Annotated in this window: 18 protein-coding genes; 9 read left to right on the top strand and 9 right to left on the bottom strand. The window is 74.5% G+C overall.

Annotation, left to right across the window (positions count from 1 at the left end; all coding sequences use genetic code 11):
* Window positions 1–93: 93 nt before the first annotated feature.
* Entirely contained in the window at window positions 94–1,125 is a 1,032-nt protein-coding gene (locus AB0G11_RS22610) for a saccharopine dehydrogenase NADP-binding domain-containing protein (protein ID WP_357587952.1), read from the top strand.
* Here the strand turns inward: AB0G11_RS22610 and AB0G11_RS22605 are convergent.
* Complete coding sequence (locus AB0G11_RS22605) at window positions 1,122–2,057, bottom strand: RNA polymerase sigma-70 factor (protein ID WP_219507608.1); 936 nt, start codon at window positions 2,055–2,057, stop codon at window positions 1,122–1,124. The two genes, AB0G11_RS22610 and AB0G11_RS22605, sit on opposite strands and share 4 nt — an antisense overlap.
* A 144-nt stretch (window positions 2,058–2,201) precedes the next feature.
* Here AB0G11_RS22605 and AB0G11_RS22600 point away from each other — a divergent pair, with 144 nt between their 5' ends.
* The gene (locus AB0G11_RS22600; protein WP_357587950.1) at window positions 2,202–2,957 is read left to right on the top strand and encodes an SDR family NAD(P)-dependent oxidoreductase; all 756 of its coding nucleotides are present in this window, start codon (window positions 2,202–2,204) and stop codon (window positions 2,955–2,957) included.
* Here AB0G11_RS22600 and AB0G11_RS22595 read toward each other — a convergent pair.
* The 3 genes from AB0G11_RS22595 to AB0G11_RS22585 form a co-directional block, all read right to left on the bottom strand.
* Window positions 2,929–3,348, bottom strand: coding sequence for a hypothetical protein (locus tag AB0G11_RS22595; protein WP_357587948.1), 420 nt, complete (start codon window positions 3,346–3,348; stop codon window positions 2,929–2,931). The two genes, AB0G11_RS22600 and AB0G11_RS22595, sit on opposite strands and share 29 nt — an antisense overlap.
* A 30-nt stretch (window positions 3,349–3,378) precedes the next feature.
* Entirely contained in the window at window positions 3,379–5,094 is a 1,716-nt protein-coding gene (locus AB0G11_RS22590; protein WP_357587946.1) for a CU044_5270 family protein, read from the bottom strand.
* 107 nt (window positions 5,095–5,201) lie between these two features.
* Window positions 5,202–5,750, bottom strand: coding sequence for a TetR/AcrR family transcriptional regulator (locus AB0G11_RS22585; RefSeq protein ID WP_219507606.1), 549 nt, complete (start codon window positions 5,748–5,750; stop codon window positions 5,202–5,204).
* Between the two features lie 98 nt (window positions 5,751–5,848).
* Here AB0G11_RS22585 and AB0G11_RS22580 point away from each other — a divergent pair, with 98 nt between their 5' ends.
* Window positions 5,849–6,136, top strand: a complete 288-nt coding sequence (locus AB0G11_RS22580; RefSeq protein ID WP_219507604.1) for an antibiotic biosynthesis monooxygenase family protein — start codon at window positions 5,849–5,851, stop codon at window positions 6,134–6,136.
* Window positions 6,137–6,149: 13 nt separating this feature from the next.
* Window positions 6,150–6,758, top strand: coding sequence for a DUF2867 domain-containing protein (locus AB0G11_RS22575; RefSeq protein ID WP_357587944.1), 609 nt, complete (start codon window positions 6,150–6,152; stop codon window positions 6,756–6,758).
* On the opposite strand, the gene AB0G11_RS22570 is transcribed toward AB0G11_RS22575, so the two are convergent.
* Window positions 6,736–8,292, bottom strand: coding sequence for an FAD-dependent monooxygenase (locus AB0G11_RS22570; RefSeq protein WP_357587942.1), 1,557 nt, complete (start codon window positions 8,290–8,292; stop codon window positions 6,736–6,738). The two genes, AB0G11_RS22575 and AB0G11_RS22570, sit on opposite strands and share 23 nt — an antisense overlap.
* The gene (locus AB0G11_RS22565) at window positions 8,289–9,320 is read right to left on the bottom strand and encodes a hypothetical protein (protein ID WP_357587940.1); all 1,032 of its coding nucleotides are present in this window, start codon (window positions 9,318–9,320) and stop codon (window positions 8,289–8,291) included. Before AB0G11_RS22565 ends, AB0G11_RS22570 begins: the two co-directional genes overlap by 4 nt.
* 100 nt (window positions 9,321–9,420) lie before the next feature.
* Here AB0G11_RS22565 and AB0G11_RS22560 point away from each other — a divergent pair, with 100 nt between their 5' ends.
* Window positions 9,421–10,101: a TetR/AcrR family transcriptional regulator gene (locus tag AB0G11_RS22560; RefSeq protein WP_357587938.1), complete on the top strand. Its 681-nt coding sequence runs from the start codon at window positions 9,421–9,423 to the stop codon at window positions 10,099–10,101.
* A gap of 4 nt (window positions 10,102–10,105) precedes the next feature.
* Here AB0G11_RS22560 and AB0G11_RS22555 read toward each other — a convergent pair whose 3' ends face one another.
* The gene (locus tag AB0G11_RS22555; RefSeq protein ID WP_219507597.1) at window positions 10,106–11,011 is read right to left on the bottom strand and encodes an LLM class flavin-dependent oxidoreductase; all 906 of its coding nucleotides are present in this window, start codon (window positions 11,009–11,011) and stop codon (window positions 10,106–10,108) included.
* 98 nt (window positions 11,012–11,109) lie between these two features.
* A complete protein-coding gene (locus AB0G11_RS22550) occupies window positions 11,110–11,574 on the bottom strand; it encodes a MarR family transcriptional regulator (RefSeq protein ID WP_219507596.1) in 465 nt (154 codons plus the stop codon).
* Between the two features lie 65 nt (window positions 11,575–11,639).
* Here AB0G11_RS22550 and sigJ point away from each other — a divergent pair, with 65 nt between their 5' ends.
* The 4 genes from sigJ (at window position 11,640) to AB0G11_RS22530 (ending at window position 15,328) form a co-directional block, all read left to right on the top strand.
* On the top strand, window positions 11,640–12,518 hold the full coding sequence (gene sigJ, locus AB0G11_RS22545) for an RNA polymerase sigma factor SigJ (RefSeq protein WP_219507716.1): 879 nt from the start codon (window positions 11,640–11,642) through the stop codon (window positions 12,516–12,518).
* A gap of 75 nt (window positions 12,519–12,593) precedes the next feature.
* Window positions 12,594–13,694, top strand: a complete 1,101-nt coding sequence (locus tag AB0G11_RS22540) for an FAD-dependent oxidoreductase (protein WP_219507595.1) — start codon at window positions 12,594–12,596, stop codon at window positions 13,692–13,694.
* Window positions 13,695–13,766: 72 nt separating this feature from the next.
* Window positions 13,767–14,729, top strand: coding sequence for a GlxA family transcriptional regulator (locus AB0G11_RS22535; RefSeq protein ID WP_308125859.1), 963 nt, complete (start codon window positions 13,767–13,769; stop codon window positions 14,727–14,729).
* A complete protein-coding gene (locus AB0G11_RS22530; RefSeq protein ID WP_219507593.1) occupies window positions 14,726–15,328 on the top strand; it encodes a DJ-1/PfpI family protein in 603 nt (200 codons plus the stop codon). Before AB0G11_RS22535 ends, AB0G11_RS22530 begins: the two co-directional genes overlap by 4 nt.
* Here AB0G11_RS22530 and AB0G11_RS22525 read toward each other — a convergent pair.
* A complete protein-coding gene (locus AB0G11_RS22525; protein ID WP_357587936.1) occupies window positions 15,325–15,900 on the bottom strand; it encodes a TetR/AcrR family transcriptional regulator in 576 nt (191 codons plus the stop codon). The two genes, AB0G11_RS22530 and AB0G11_RS22525, sit on opposite strands and share 4 nt — an antisense overlap.
* Window positions 15,901–15,915: the final 15 nt, after the last annotated feature.

Genomic DNA, 15,915 nt, shown 5'->3' with positions numbered 1-15,915 from the left:
ATTGTATGGGTAATGGCGTTCCGGACACTCGTGCGGGCCGCCCGTGATCGGAAGGATGAACGCAACAGATCGACGCGAGTTCGGGGAGCACCCATGCAATCATCAGCGCACACGGTGGCGGTTTTCGGCGCGTACGGGCACACCGGGCGTTTCGTCGTGGCGCGGTTGCGGGAGCGCGGGTTCGTCCCGCTGCTGACCGGGCGCGACTCGGCCAGGCTCAAGGAGCTGGCCCACGAGACGGGGCTGGAGTTCCGCACGGCGTCGGTCGACGACCCCGGCGCGCTCGACCACGCGCTGGCCGGGGCGGCGGCCGTGGTCAACGCCGCCGGGCCGTTCGCCACGACGGCGGCCCCCGTGATCGAGGCGGCGCTGCGCGCGGGCATCCCGTACGTGGACGTGGCGGCCGAGATCGAGGCCAACGCCGACACGTTCGCGCACTTCGGCGACCGGGCCCGGGCGGCGGGCGCGGTGATCGTCCCCGCGATGGCCTTCTACGGCGGCCTGGGCGACCTGCTGACCACGGCCGCGATGGGCGACTGGACGTCGGCCGACGAGGCGCACATCGCGTACGGGCTGAGCGGCTGGCACCCGACCGCCGGGACGCGGGCGGCGGGCGTGGTCTCCCGGCAGCGGCGGGACGGGCAGCGGGTCCGCTTCGCCAACGGCCGGCTGGAGTACCGCCACGACGAGCCGCCGGTCCTGGAGTGGCCCTTCCCCGCGCCGCTGGGGCCCCGGCCGGTCGTGGGCGAGTTCTCGATGGCCGACATCGTCACCGTGCCGAGCCACCTGTCCATCCCCGAGGTGCGCACGTACATGACGGTCGAGGCGGCCAGGGAGGTCGTCGCGCCCGACACGCCGACGCCGGCCCCGGCCGACGAGCTGGGACGGTCGGAGCAGACGTTCCTCGTGGAGGTCGTCGTGCGCTCCGGCGGCGCCGAGCGGCGGGCCGTGGCGCGAGGGCGCGACATCTACGCCTTCACCGCGCCGCTCGTGGTCGAGGCGGTCGACCGCCTGCTCACGGGACGGACCAGGGCGACCGGCGTCGTCTCCGCCGGTGAGGTCTTCGACGCGCCGGACTTCCTCCGCGCGCTGTCCGCCGACCTCACCGTGGAGCTGGAGTCCTAGCCGCCGGGCTCGGGCGGGAGCCGGCGGGCCCGCGTGGCCTCGCGGACCACGGCCCAGGCGTCCGCGACCGGGCCCAGATGGGCGAGCTTGTCGGGGTTCAGCACCGTACGGATCGTCTGGATCTGTCCGTCGAGGATGTCGAGCGACCAGATGTTGACGATCCGGCCGTCGCGGTCGCGGAAGATCGCGCCCGGCCGCCCGTTCACCTCGCGCGGCTCCACGGCGCCGCCGATCCGGACGAACGGCGGCACGATCGAGGCCAGCGTGCGGGCCACGTTCGCGGCGCCGAACACGCCCTCGCCCCACAGCGGGGCCTTGCCGCCGCTGTCGGCGACCAGCTGGACGTCGGCGGCCAGCAGCTCGCGCAGCCCGGCGACGTCACCTTCGGCGAAGGCGTCGAAGAAGCGCCCGGCCAGTTCCTCCCGCTCGCGCCGGCCGGCCTCGAAGCGGGCGCGTCCCGCGTCCATGTGGCGGCGGGCCCGCACGGCGAGCTGGCGGCAGGCCGCCTCCGACCTGCCGACCGCCGCCGCGACCTCGCCGAAGCCGAACCCGAACACCTCACGCAGCACGAACACGGCCCGCTCCAGCGGGCTCAGCCGTTCGAGCAGCAGCAGGGCCGCCATCGACACCGAATCGGCCAGCTCGGCCGCCCGCTGCGGATCGTCGTACGGGTCGGTGAGCAGCGGCTCGGGGAACCACGTGCCGACGTACTCCTCCCGCCGGACACGGGCCGAGCGCAGCACGTCGATCGCGATGCGGGTCACCACCGCCGACAGGAACGCCTTGGCCGACGCGGGCGGCGTCGTGATCGCCTCGTAGCGCAGCCAGGTCTCCTGTACGGCGTCCTCGGCGTCGCTCACGCTGCCCAGGATGCGGTAGGCGATCGAGAACAGCAGCGGCCGCAACTCCTCGAACTCCTCGGCCCTGCTCATGCGGGCTCCTTCCCGTCGTCGCGCCTGTTTCCGGTACCTGAGACGACACAGCCCGCCGTTCTGTGACATCGGCCCGCATGTCACAGAACGCCGGGCTGTCTCGTCTCGGGGCGGACACACCGTACGGACGACAAGGGGTTGATCATGAACGAGCGGAAGGTCGCGCTGGTCACCGGCGCCAACAAGGGCATCGGCCGGGCCGCCGCCGCCCAACTGGCGGCGCGGGGGATGACGGTGCTGGTCGGCGCCAGGGACGCGCGGCGCGGCGAGGAGGCCGCGACAGCCCTGCGCGCCGCCGGCGGGGACGCGCACGCCGTCACCCTGGATGTCACCGACCCGGCCACGGCACGGGCCGCCGCCCGGCTGGCCGAGGAGCGATTCGGCCGCCTGGACGTGCTCGTCAACAACGCCGGCATCACCGGGTCCGGGCAGGTCGCGCCGCAGGACGCGCTCGACCAGCTCCCCAGTGTCGTCGACGTGGACATGGTGCGGGCGGTCTTCGAGACGAACGTGTTCGGGGTGATCACGGTGACCAACGCTATGCTGCCGCTGCTGCGCCGCGCCCCCGCGCCGCGCATCGTCAACGTCAGCAGCGGGGCCGCGTCGCTGACCATCGCCGCCACCCCGGGCGGGCCGCTGGCGGCGCTGCCCGCCTCGGCCGCCTACACGCCGTCGAAGGCCGCGCTGAACGCGCTGACCGTGCAGTACGCCAACGAGCTGCGCGAGGACGGCATCCTGGTCAACGCCGCCGACCCCGGCTACGTCGACACCGACATCAACGACCACCACGGCTTCCGCACGCCCGACGAGGGCGCGGCCGTCCTCGTGCGGCTGGCGACGCTCGACGACGACGGGCCGAGCGGCGGCTTCTTCAACGACAGCGGCCCGGTCCCGTGGTGACGCCCCCGCCGCCCGGCTCGCCGCCGAGGCGCGCGAGCACCTCCCGGCTGAGCACGACGTCGTGCGGCAGCCGCCTGAGCGTGGCCGCGTCGACGACGACCCCCTGCTGCCGGGCGATCCGCTGGAGCGAGCCCCAATGGCCGGCTTCCGTGTCCTCCTGGGACCGGCCGCCGGACGGCTCGTCGGGCCCGACCACGACCCGTGCCGTCTCCCGCACGTCCGCCGCCGAGGTCGCGGCCCAGCGCTGCGACGAGCCCCAGCCTCGGTCGTCCAGCAGCAGCACCCGGGTCCCGTCGGCGAGCTCGGCCTCGAGACGCGCCGACACCGAGACGGTGCCGGCCGCCTGATCATCGACCTCGACGGACGTCACCAGGCGTGAGATGGCGGTCATGCATCCCATTCTCGCCGCCCGGGCGGCCCGTCACGGGAGCGGGCGGGCGCTGAGCCGGCAGTCGCGGGGCCGCTGGGGGCGCTCGCCGGTCCAGCCCGCCTCGGGGGCCCAGGCCTGGTAGGTCATGAACGTCCCCTTGGCGAGCCCGTCCGTGCTCTCGTCCGCGATCGCGGCGTGCTCCGCCAGAACGGCGCCGGTCCGGGGGTCGAGGATGGTGGTGTACCGCTGCGCCACCTCGTCGTCGGCGCCGAACTCGGCGGTGAAGCCCTCGCTCTCCCTGAAGGTGACCGCGATTCCCGGACGTCCCAGCGGGTCGGTGATCGTGCCGCGCACCCGGGTCGTCGGCAGTCCGGCGAGCAGACGCAGGGCGGCCGCCCTGACCGAGGGCTTCACCGGGAGCTCCAGCAGGGCGGTGGAGGTGGCGAGGAACTTCTCGAAGCTGTAGCCGGGCTCCTTGTCCCGCAGGATCTTCCAGTAGGCACGCAGTTTCTCCCGGAGCTGTCCGGCGTCTCCGGGCAGCTCCGCGAGGTCGGCCAGCGTGAGCTCACCGATCCGGGAGTCGCCGAGCACGCCGTCCGGCTCGACCGCGCGCGTGTAGACGCACTGCGTGGGCTTGGACCGCAGCCGGAGCTTCGCGCAGTCTCCCGCCCGGGTGCCCGGCGTGCACACGCGCTGGACCGTGCCCGGGGAGCCCGCCGCCCGCCACGCCCGCTCGTCCGCCTCGGTGGCGGGGCGGACGAACTGCTGCCACTGCTCCGCCTGTACGGGGTCGCGGGGGTCGCGCGGCTGCCAGAGGTCGATCCGTGACGAGAACAGCACGTTGAACGCCTGATTGCCCGCCCGGACCCGGATCAGCGCGTCGTTGAGCAGTGGCCGCCGCCAGTAGGCGCCGCGCTCGTCCGGCAGCTTCGCGACCCGGTCCGCCAGCTGGAGCAGGGCGCTGTTGCCGCCTTCGGGCACGAGCACCGGTGCGGGAGCGGGCGTCATGTTCGCCACCAGCGTGACGATGGCCAGGACGACGGCGATCGTCGTCGCGGCGGCTCCCAGGGTCCATCCCCAGGCGGGGCCGCGCCGGCGCGCTCTTGCCGGCGGTCCCTGCTCGCGCCGGGCGGCGGCGAGCCGGAGTCGGGCCCTCTCGACCACCTCGGGCGAGGGCGGCGGGGCGTCGGGCAGCGCCCGCGCCAGGAGGCTCAGCTCATCCATGGGTCTCCTCCAGCGGTTGACGTCGCCGAGCGCCTTGCGGAGCTGCTTGCGGGCGCGGTGGAGCCGGGAGGCGACCGTCCCGGCCGGGATGCCCAGGGCGGCGGCAACCTCGGCGTGGCTGAGGTCGCACAGCGCGCTCAGCAGCAGGCCGTCGCGGTCGCCCCGGTTGAGCCCGGCCAGCGCCCCCGCCAGCTTGCCGGTCAGCCGGTCCGCGGTCACGCGGGTCAGGACCGCGTCCTCCGGATCGTGCTCGGCGCGCTCGGCCGTCCGGCTGAGCGCCTTCCACTTGCGGATCTCGGTGCGGCGATGCCGGGCGATGAGGTGGGTGGCGATGCCGTACAGCCAGGGGCGCACCCCGCCGCGCGCGGCGTCGTAGCCGCCCCGGCAGGCCGCCAGGAACACCTCGGCGGCCAGGTCGTCAGCCACGTCGTCGGACAGCCGCCTGGCGATGTAGCGGTGGATCTCGGTGAAGTGCGCGGTGAAGACCTGCTCGAAGTCCACCTGTAGATCGGGTGGGTCGGCCAGGTCGGGTGGAACAGCCATGCGGGCGTCTCCGCGGGGTCAGATGAACGGTGGTCGCCCCTTCTTGCCCGAAGCGCCCTGCCGCTTTCACGGGCCGCCGTCGCGGGCGGGTGACCTGGCCGGCTCCGTCAGGCGTTGAGGATGAGGTCGGCGGCGCGGGAGCGCACCTGGGCGGGGGTGCGGCCGTCGTGCTCGGCGGCCAGGAAGTGCTGGCCGATGGTCAGGCAGAAGGCGAGCAGGCTGCGCGCCTCGACCTCGTCGGGGTCGGCGCAGAAGGTGCCGATCTGTTCGCGCAGCAGGTCCATGCGCCGGTTGTCCACGCGCCGCAGGCGTGCGGCGACGGCCTCGTCACGCCGGGCCCAGTGCCGCACCGCCAGGTCGATCGGCAGCAGCCGCTCGGAGAGCGTGAGCTGCCCGGCCAGCCGGACCTTGGTACGGGCGTCGCCTCCCGCGCGTTCGACCCGGTCGAGAACCTCGTCGATGCTCTCCCGCTCCCAGGTGTCGAGCATGGCCTCCAGCAGGGCGTTGCGGTCGGTGAAGTAGCCGTAGAAGCCGCCCTTGGTCACCCCCAGCGCCTTGGCCAGCGTCTCGACCCGGACGGCGTCCACCCCGGACGCGGCCAGCACCCGCAGCCCCTCCTCGATCCACTTCTCCCGTGGTGTACGCAACGAGCCCATCTGTGGCCCACCTCACCTCTCGCCTGGTTGTACGGTGCCGTACAACAGGTCTAACCTTACGTTATACGGCACCGTATAACGGAGAGAGGAAACCCGTCATGTCATTCGGTTTCGTCGCGTTCCACTACCCCGCCCCCGAGCACCTCGAGGCGTTCGTCAAGGAGTGCCACCAGGTCGCCGAGATGTCGCGGAGCCAGCCGGGCTTCGTGTCCGTCGGGGTCTGGGTCACCCCGGACGGAGACGCCGTCGTCACCACCGGCGAGTTCGAGTCCGAGGAGGCGTTCCAGGCGGCGGCCCGGATCGGCCGCGAGATCGGCGCCACGCCCGACGGCATCAGTGACCTCGAGGTCCGGCCCCGCGAGGTCACCTTCCTGGTGTCGCGGTGACGGGGCGGCCGACATGTCCATGAGGCTCCCCGTCACCGAGCACACCTCGCGGCCGTGGCGCATCCACGAGATCGCCCCGGACTTCCGCATCGAGGACGTGTGGGCCTTCCGCACGCCCGGCGCCGGCCCGGACGACTTCCCCGCGATGCTGGCCGCGCTGCGTGCCCGCACCGCGCCGCAATATCAGTCCTGGCCGGTCCGGTTCCTGTTCGCGGTCCGGTGGAAGCTCGGCGCGCTGTTGGGCTGGGACGAGCCCGGCGCCGGACTCGGCGGGCGGGTCGGCTCCCTGCTCGACCGCCTGCCCGACGACCTGCGCCGCTCCCCCGGCGTGAACGACCCCAACATCCCGTTCACACCGCTGTACGCGGTCGCCGAGGAATCCGCCCAGGAACTGGCCAACAAGACCGTCCACACCGTCTGCCACCTGGGCTGGGTGCCCACCGCCGGCGGCGAGTACGAACTGCGCATGGCGGCCCTGGTCAAGCCCAACGGCCTGTTCGGCAGGGCGTACATGGCCCTCATCAAGCCGTTCCGCTACCTCGTCGTCTACCCGGCCATGACCCGCCGATGGGAGCAGGCCTGGCGCGACCGCGCCGAGCTCACGTACGGGCGGGTTCGCTGACGCCGAACCACCGCCGCAGGGCCGCCCGGAGCGCCTCGACCTCCGCGGGGCCGGGCCGGGGAGAGGCGGACGCCCAGGCCACGTAGCAGTCCGGCCGCAGGAGCAGGGCCGTCGGCGCGGGAGCCTCGGCGCGGGCCGTGACGACGTCGACCTGGTCGTGGCCGAGAGCCCGCGACAGTGAGGCGTCGTCGGTCAGGTCGAGCAGCAGGGGGCGCGCGGTCCTGGTCAGCTCGGCCAGGCGGACCGGTCCGGCGGGGGTGCGCAGGTCCAGGTCCGGGGCGAAGCGGCCGGTCAGCGGGTGCGTCTCGCCGCCGCCCAGGTCGTAGCGGACGTCGGCGCCCGTGGTGAGCTCGGCCAGACGGCGCACGGCGCCGGGGTCGCGGAGCAGTTCGGCGAACACCTCGCGCAGGCCGGTGACGTCGCTGCCGGGGGCGATCAGGGCCGCCTGCGCCTGCGCGTTCAGCACCATGCGGCGGGCGGCCGCGCGCCGCTCCGGCTCGTAGGTGTCCAGCAGTCCGGGCGGGGCGCTCCCCCGGATCTCGGCGGCGAGCTTCCAGCCGAGGTTGACCGCGTCCTGCAGGCCGAGGTTGAGCCCGGGACCGCCCCCGGTGGCGGCGTACACGTGGGCGGCGTCACCGATGAGGAACACCCGGCCGTCGGCGAACCGCTCGGCCACCCGGGTGTTGCCGCCGGTCAGCCGGCGCAGCGCGTGCGGCCCCGGGCCGCCGGGCTGGCCGAGCGGCAGCTCGACGCCGAGGACTCGGCGGACGCTCGCCCGCAGCTCCTCCAGGCTCATCGCGGCGGCGGTCGCCGGCTGGTCCCATTCGGTGGTGCTGACCAGCGGAGGGTGGCCGGGCATCGGCGCGTAGGAGAACCCGCCGCGCTCGGTGCGGTGGGGCATGAACGGCGCGACGGCGCCGTAGCCGGGCACGCGCAGCGCGCCGGTCGCGGGATCGACCCAGTCCGCCGGGACCGTCGCGTGCGCCGAGCGCACGGTCATGCGGTCGTAGGTGACGCCGGGGAACGCGATGCCGGCGAGCTTGCGCGTGGCGCTGTGCGCTCCGTCCGCCCCGACCAGGTAGCGGGCCCGCACCTGGTACGTGCCGTCCGGGCCCGCGACGTCGACGGTGACCGCGTCCTCGTCCTGCGCCAGTCCGGTGAGCTCGTGGCCGCGCCGGATCTCCACGCCGAGCTCGATGGCGCGCTCCTCCAGGACCTGCTCGATGCGCCGCTGCGGCACCGGCAGGGTGTGGACGGGGCTGTGCTCCAGCAGGCTCAGGTCCAGGCCCAGCGCGCCGAACATGAAGTACGCGGAGTTCGGCCGCGGCGGTTCCGCGCTGCCGCTGAGGGGTTCGCACAGTCCTCGGTGGTCAAGCATGCGGACGACCTGGCCGAGCAGCCCGTTCGCCTTCGGCTCCTCGCTCGGCCGGGGCAGCCGCTCCAGCACGAGCGGCCGGACGCCGGCCAGGCTCAGCTCGCAGGCCAGCATCAGCCCGTTCGGGCCGCCGCCGGCGATGACGACATCGGTGATCAACGTGTGCTCCCGTGGTAGTGGCCGGCGAGGGCGGTGAAGGCGGCCTTGGGCTCCCAGGGCAGGCCGGGGTAGGCGTCCCCGTGGCGGCCGTCGAGGACCTTGACGATGCCGGGGCTGGCGAGGTCGAGGTCGTCACGCGGGTCGCCGCCGGGCCGGTGCGGGAAGTTGCCGAGGGAGAAGAGGAAGACGAAGGCGCTGTCGACACCGGCGGCGTCGAAGATCTCCAGCAGTTCCCGCAGGTAGGCGGCCTGGCCGGGCTCGTCGCGGACGCATGCGCGGTTCAGCCGGATCGGCGCGCCGGTCTCCCGGTCGAACTCGACGACCTCCAGGACGCGGCCGCCGCTGTCGCCCGCGCCCCGGTAGGCGGCGGTGCCGAACTCGGTGATCGCGACCGGCTTCCCCTGCGCGACCAGGGCGCGGACGGCCTCGGCGAACCGGCCGGCGACCTCGGCCGACCGGTAGAGGTCGACGCCCACGAGGTCGAAGGGCGTCCAGTCGACGCGTTCGAGCGGGACGGCGGCGTACGTGATCCGGCCGCCGAACCGCTCGCGGACGAGGGCCACGGCCTCGACGAGGAAGTCGTTGAGCCGCGCGCTGAGCTCGCCGATCCGCTCGGGCAGCCGGTCCCGGTCGGTCAGCAGGGCGAGCCGGTCCTCCTGGGTGCCGCCCGGCAGGAACCCCTTGTTCATCAGGCTCAGCTCGGCGCCGGTGACGAACACGACCGCGGCGCCCTGCCGCCGGATCCGCTCCGCCCGCCCGGCGCAGTCGGCGAACAGCGACAGCGTCTCCTCGGGGGTCAGCTCCAGCGGGTAGGGCGAGAACCAGACCTCCAGCCCGAGTTCGGCGGCGTAGGTGGCGGCCAGCTCCAGCCGCTCCGGGTCGCCGCCGATGACGCGGACCGCGGTGCAGTGCAGGTCGTCCCGGATGATGCCGAGCTCGCGCCTGACCGCGACCGGGTCGAAGCGCTCGCGGGACGACCCTCCGTTGCGTACGAACCCTGTGTCGTACGTGATGCCCTTGGCTCTCATGGCATGGGTCCTTCCGGTGGGATGGGACGCTCACGCTAGGCCAGAAAAGTGCGCGCACGCAAGTTTGCGTACACGCATCGAAAGGTGGGATGCTGGGCGCGTGACGACGAGACGGACGGGGCTGCGCGAGCAGAAGAAGCAGGCCACCCGGGACGCCCTGCGCACGGCCGCCCTGCGCCTGGCGCTCGAACGCGGACCGGACAACGTCCGCGTCGACGACATCGCCGAGGCCGCCGGGGTCTCCCCCAGGACGTACAACAACTACTTCTCCAGCCGCGAACAGGCGATCGTCGCCGCCGTCACCGGCGAGCGGGAGGCGCGGGTGGCGGCGGCGGTGGCCGCCCGGCCCGCCGATGTCGGGCTCGCCGACGCCGTCATCGAGGCGGTCGTGGACCAGTACACCGCCCCGGACGCCGCCGGCCGGGACGCGCTGCTGCTGATCACCACCCGCCCCGCGCTGCGCGAGGCGTTCGTCGAGGCCACCACCGCGATCGAGCACCCTCTCGCCGAGGCCATCGCCGCGCGCGTCGGCGATGGCGGCGAGCATCAGCACGCCGCGCAGGTGCTCGCCGCGAGCGTCGCCGCCGCGGTCCGCGTGGCGCTGGACCAGTGGCTGAGCGCGACCGTCTCGTCCGTCACGGCCGGCGGGCTGGTCGTGCCGTCCGGGTCGCTCCCGGACCTCCTTCGCGCCGCGCTCGCCCCCCTCGCCCCCGCCCTGGATGCCGCCGACCGCGCCCGAGGCGGTGGGACCCGTGACGGCGGGCCCGCCGGCCGGGCCTGAGCGGTTACTTCGCGACGGCCTCGCGGACGGCGGGGGCGACCTCCTGGCCCCAGCGGGCCAGCAGGGTGAGGTCGGCGGCGCCGTGGCCGGTGTCGAAGAGCGTGAAGCCGGACGCGCCGTGCTCCAGCACCGCCCCGGTCAGCTCCTCGACCCACTGCGCCACCGAGCCGCCGATCCACCGGCCGTCGCGGTCGCGGGTGGCGGGCAGCGGCCGGTCGGTGATGCGGCCGGGCAGGTTGAACACGGTACGGATCTCGCCCGGGTCCCGGCCTGCCGCTGCCGCCGCCTCGTCGATGACGGGACGCGAGGTCCGGTAGCGCTCGCTGAGCCAGTCGGCCGCGTGGCCGGGGATCCACCCGTCGGCCACCCGCCCGGTGGCGGCCAGCGACTTCGGCCCGACCGAGCCCGTCCACACCGGCGGCGCGGCGACGGGCGCGGGCTCGATGCGGCGCACCCGGTAGTGGTTTCCCTCGTAGGTGACCGGAGGGCCGCCGCCGGACAGCAGCTTGACCAGGACGATCGCCTCCTCGAAGGCGTCCACGGCCGCGCCCGGCGACAGCCGGGGCACGCCCATGTCCGTGATGCGGTCCCACAGCCCGCCCGCGCCCATGCCGAGCACGACGCGGCCGCCCGACAGCGCCGACAGCGACGTCACCGTCCGCGCCAGCATCGGGGCGGGCCGGGTCGGCAGGTTGGTCACGTTGGCGAATCCCGCGATGCGCTCGGTGCGGCCCAGCAGGAAGCCGAGCGCGGCGTAGGCGTCGAGGCGCCCGCCGAGGTACGGGTGGTCGGAAAGGGTGAAGATGTCGAGCCCGTCCCGGTCGGCCTGCTGGGCCATGCGCAACAGCTCCGGCACGTCGTCGATGCCGGAATGCGCGCCGAAGCCGAAGACGACGTCATGTGCGGACATGGTTATGCCTTTCCCTCAGGCCGCGCCCAAAGAAGTTCGCGGTTCGTGTCACGAACCATATTAGTTCGTGACACGAACCGCAAATTCCGGCTTTCGTCTCAGCGCACCTGATCGGGCTCCAGGAAGACGGTCGGCACCTGGTTGTCGGTCACCACGCGGCCCAGCAGGGCAGCCAGCGTGTCGCGTTCGGCGGCGGTGAACCCGGCCGTCAGCTCCTCGACGCGGCGGCAGGTCTCGGCGTAGAACTCGTCGGCCAGCCTGGCGCCGCGCCGGGTGAGCGCCACCCGCACCGCCCGGGAGTCGCCGGGGTCGGGCCTGCGCTCCACCAGGCCGTTGCGCTCGGTCCGGTCGACCAGGCCGGTGAGGCTCGACTTGGCCAGGCCGAGCACCCCGCCCAGCTCGGTCATGCCATAAGGCTGCGCCATCAGCACGCACAGCAACTGACCCTGCTGCTGGGTGATGCCGTATTCGCGGGCCGACTCCACGTACACGGCATTGACCAGGAACGTGGAGCGCACCAGCGCGGCCACCGCCCCTATCTCGCCGGCGACATTCTCACTCATCGGCCAAGCGTAACAAATTCGCGCCGCGAACTACCCGGCGGCCTAGCATCGGGCGCGTGGAAGCGATGGGTGAAGAGACGCTGGAGGCCGTGTTCGAGGAGCAGCGGCCCAGGCTGTTCGGCCTGGCCTACCGGCTGCTCGGCTCGGCGGCCGAGGCCGAGGACCTGGTCCAGGAGACGTTCCTGCGCTGGCGTCAGGCCGGCCGGGCCGACGTGCCGGCCGCCTGGCTGACCAGGGTGATCACGAACCTGTGCCTGAACGAGCTCGCCTCCGCGCGGCGGCGGCGGGAGAGCTACGCGGGGCCGTGGCTGCCCGAGCCCGTGCTCACCGGCGACGGCGCGCTCGGGCCGCTGGAGACCGTCGAGCAGCGCGAGTCGGTGTCGCTGGGCCTGCTCGTCCTGCTGGAACGGCTGAGCCCGGCCGAGCGGGCCGTGTTCGTGCTGCGCGAGGCGTTCGGGCACAGCCACGCCGAGATCGCCGCCATGCTCGGCCTCGGCGAGGCGCACTCCCGCCAGCTCCACCGCCGCGCGCGCGAGCACGTCGGCGCGGCGCGCAAGCGGTTCGACGCCGACCGCGACCAGCACCGCCGCATCGTCGAGAGGTTCCTGGCCGCGACCCTGGACGGCGACGTGGCGGGCCTGGAACGGCTGCTGGCCGCCGACGTCGTCGCCTGGGCGGACGGCGGCGGCTCGACCGCGGCGCGGCGGCCGGTGCGCGGGCGCCTCAGGGTGCTGCGCTACCTGGGCGGGCTCAGCCTCCGTCCCGAGGCGGCGGCGGTGACGGCCGTGATCGCCGAGGTCAACGGCGAGTACGCGGCGCTGCTGCGGCACGACGGCGAGCTGCGCGCGGTCATGGCCGTGGAGGTCGCCGGCGAGCATGTCGCCGCGGTGCGGACGATGGTGAACCCGGACAAGCTGGCATTCGCCGCCGCCCAGCTCGTGTGAGCACGCTCACAGCGCGACGCTGTCACGAATCGCCCGGCTCGCCGGTTCAGGTGGGGACTTCGAACGGGAGGAACCATGACAGGACACATCGTCGTGCTGGGCGGGGGCTACGCCGGGCTGGGCGCGGCCAAGCGGGCGGCCCGGCGGCTGCGCGGCGCCGGGGCCCGGGTGACGCTGGTGAACGCGGCCGACCGGTTCGTGGAGCGGGTGCGGCTGCACCAGCTCGCCGCCGGGCAGCGGCTGCCCGGCCTGCCCCTGCGCGGCCTGCTCGACGGCGCCGGGGTGGAGCTCGCGGTGGCCACGGTGACGGGGATCGACCTCGCCGCCCGGGTCGTCCGGCTCGACGCGGCCCCGTACGAGCTGGGCTACGACGTGCTGGTCTACGCGCTCGGCAGCGGCGCCGACCTCGGCGCGGTGCAAGGGCTGGCCGAGCACGCGTACACGGTCGCCACCGAGCGCGAGGCGGCCCGGCTGCGTTCCCGCCTCGCGGCGGCGCGGTCGGTCGCCGTGGTGGGCGGCGGGCTGACCGGGATCGAGGCCGCGGCCGAGTTCAAGGCGGCCCGCCCGGGACTGGAGGTCCGGCTGGTGTCCGGCGGCCCGATCGGGGCCGGGCTGTCCCCGCGGGCCCGCCGCCACCTGCGCCGGGCCTTCGACCGGCTGGACGTCGCCGTGCGCGAGCACGCCCCCGTCGCCGAGGTCGGCCCCGGCGGGCTGCTCCTGCGCGACGGCGGCGAGGTGCCCGCCGACACGGTGGTGTGGGCGGCCGGGTTCCGCGTCCCGGAGCTCGCGGCGGCCTGCGGGCTGGCCACGGACGAGCACGGCCGCATGCTGGTCGACGCGACCCTGCGCTCGCTCTCGCATCCGGAGGTGCTCGGCGCCGGCGACGCCGCCGCCGTGCGGGGCTCGCGCATGTCGTGCCAGACCGGCCTGCCGCTCGGCCTCCAGGCAGGCGACGCGGCGGCCGCGCTGCTCACCGGCCGCGCCCCGCGACCGGCGCGGATCCGGTACGTGTGGCAGAACATCAGCCTGGGCCGCCACGACGGCGTCACCCAGTTCACCCGCGCCGACGACAGCCCGAGCGGGCCCGTCCTGACCGGGCGGCCCTCCGCGCTGTTCAAGGAGGTCATCACCCGCGGCACCGTCTGGCGGATGCGGCACCCCCACCTGTCGCCCTGACGAGGGCCGATGGCGCGATCTGTGGGGTGCGTGTCGTTGACGCCATCGGGGTGCGGGCTGGACCGTGGAAGGGTGCAAGCACACCGCATCGCCTTCGTGATCTACGAGGGTTTCCAGTCGCTCGACCTGGTCGGGCCGCACGAGGTGTTCCAGCTCGCCGGAGGCTACGACTGCGCGATCGTCGCCCCCGTTCCCGGGCCGGTCCGCGCCGAGCACGGGCTGCCGGTGCACGCCTCCCACGGCGTCGCCGACCTCCCGCCCGCCGGCTTCGACACGCTGGTCGTCGCGGGCGGCGGGGGCGTCTACGAGGCCAGGAACGACCCGGCGCTGACCGGCTGGATCGCCGCCGCGGCCGGCGGCGCCCGGCGGGTCGCCTCGGTGTGCAGCGGGGCGTTCCTGCTGGCCGAGGCCGGGCTGCTGGCCGGTCGCCGCGCCACCACCCACTGGGCCAGGGCCGAGCGGCTGGCCCGCGAACACCCGGAGGTCACCGTCGACCCCGATCCGATCTTCGTCCGTGACGGGCCCGTCTGGACGTCGGCCGGGGTGACCGCCGGGATGGACCTGGCGCTGGCGCTGGTGGAAGAGGACCACGGGCAGCGGGCCGCGCTGGAGGTGGCCCGCCACCTCGTGCTGTTCCTCCGCAGGCCGGGCAACCAGTCCCAGTTCAGCGTGGGGCTGTGGTCCGCGCAGCCCTCCTCCGACCCGGTGCGCCGGGCCGTGGCGGCCATCCACGCCGACCCCGGCGCCCGCCACGACATCACCGACCTGGCCGCGCACGCCGGGCTCAGCCCCCGCCACCTGCAACGCCGCTTCACCGCCGAGCTCGGCCTGCCGCCAGGCGCCTACGTCGAGCGGGTCCGGGTGGAGGCGGCGCAGCGGGCCCTGGAGGACGGCGGCGACCCCGTCGACGTCATCGCCCGCCGCTACGGCTTCGGCACCGCCGAGACCCTGCGGCGCAGCTTCCACCGACGCCTGGGCGTCGCGCCCTCCGACTACCGAGACCGTTTCCGATCCACCACGGGAGGACATCCGTGACCACGTACGGACTGCTGATCTTCGACGACGTCGAGGAGCTGGACTTCGCCGGGCCCTGGGAGGTGTTCACCACCTCCGCCATCCTGCGCGCCGACGCCGACCTCGCGGTGCTCGTCGCCGAACGGCCCGGCCCGGTCCGGGCCGGCAAGGGCCTGCGGGTGCTGCCCGACTGCACCCTGGACGACAACCCGCCGCTGGACGTCCTGCTCGTGCCGGGCGGGCGCGGCGCCCGCGAGGTCCAGCCGCACAACCCGGCCGTCACCGGCTGGATCGCCAAGACCGCCGAGCAGGCCACCTGGGTGGCCAGCGTGTGCACCGGGGCCTTCCTGCTCCACGCCGCCGGACCGGCGCGCGGGCGCCGGGTGGCCACCCACTGGGCCTACGAGGACGCCCTGGAGGCGCGCGGGGACGTCACCGTCGTCCGCGACGCCCGCTATGTCGTGGACGGCAACGTGATCTCCACCCAGGGCGTCTCCGCCGGGATCGACAGCGCGCTGTGGCTCGTCGGCCGGCTGCACGGCCGCGACCACGCGCGCGCCGTCCGCCGCGAGATCCAGTACGACCCCGCCCCGCCGTATCTGGCCGACGAGCCGCTCTAGGCGGGCGGGTAGGCCGTCGAGACGAGGCGGGCCAGGAAGGCGTCCAGGTCGTCGAGGCCGTAGGCGGCCAGGACGTCGGGCGGCTGGGTGAGCAGGTAGGTCAGCGCGCTGTTGATCGCCAGCGTCACGGTGGCCGCGCCGTGCCGGGTGGCCGGGAGCCCGGCGGCCCGCTGGGCGGCCAGGTGCAGGTCGAGGTCGGCGCGGGTGAGGCGGGCCAGGGTCTCGCGCACCTGGGCGTTGCGCGCGGCCTCGGCGTGCAGTTCGAGGTAGGCCAGGATGCGGGACCGGTTGTCCGTGAGCGCCCGGTCGATCATGCGGCGCAGCAGCGCGAGCAGTCCGTCCACGTCGTGGACCTCGGCCTGCTGGAGGTCGCTCCAGTAGCGCTCCACGCACCGCTCGGCGGCGGCCCGCAGCAGGCTGTCGCGGGTCGGGAAGTAGTTCTTGGCCGTGCCCTCCGGCAGCCCGGCGACCCGGTCCAGCGCGCGGTGGGTCAGTCCGCGCCCGCCCTCCCCGGCCAGCACCTCGATGGCCGCGTCGCGCAGCCGGTCGCGCCGGTCCCTGTTCTCCACCATGACGGCCCATTCTCC

It is taken from the genome of Nonomuraea sp. NPDC023979 (assembly GCF_040639085.1).
In the GTDB taxonomy this organism is placed as follows: Bacteria; Actinomycetota; Actinomycetes; order Streptosporangiales; family Streptosporangiaceae; genus Nonomuraea; species Nonomuraea ceibae.
The sequence above is the reverse complement of the archived record's forward strand: the minus strand, read 5'-3'. Positions and strand labels throughout refer to the sequence as shown.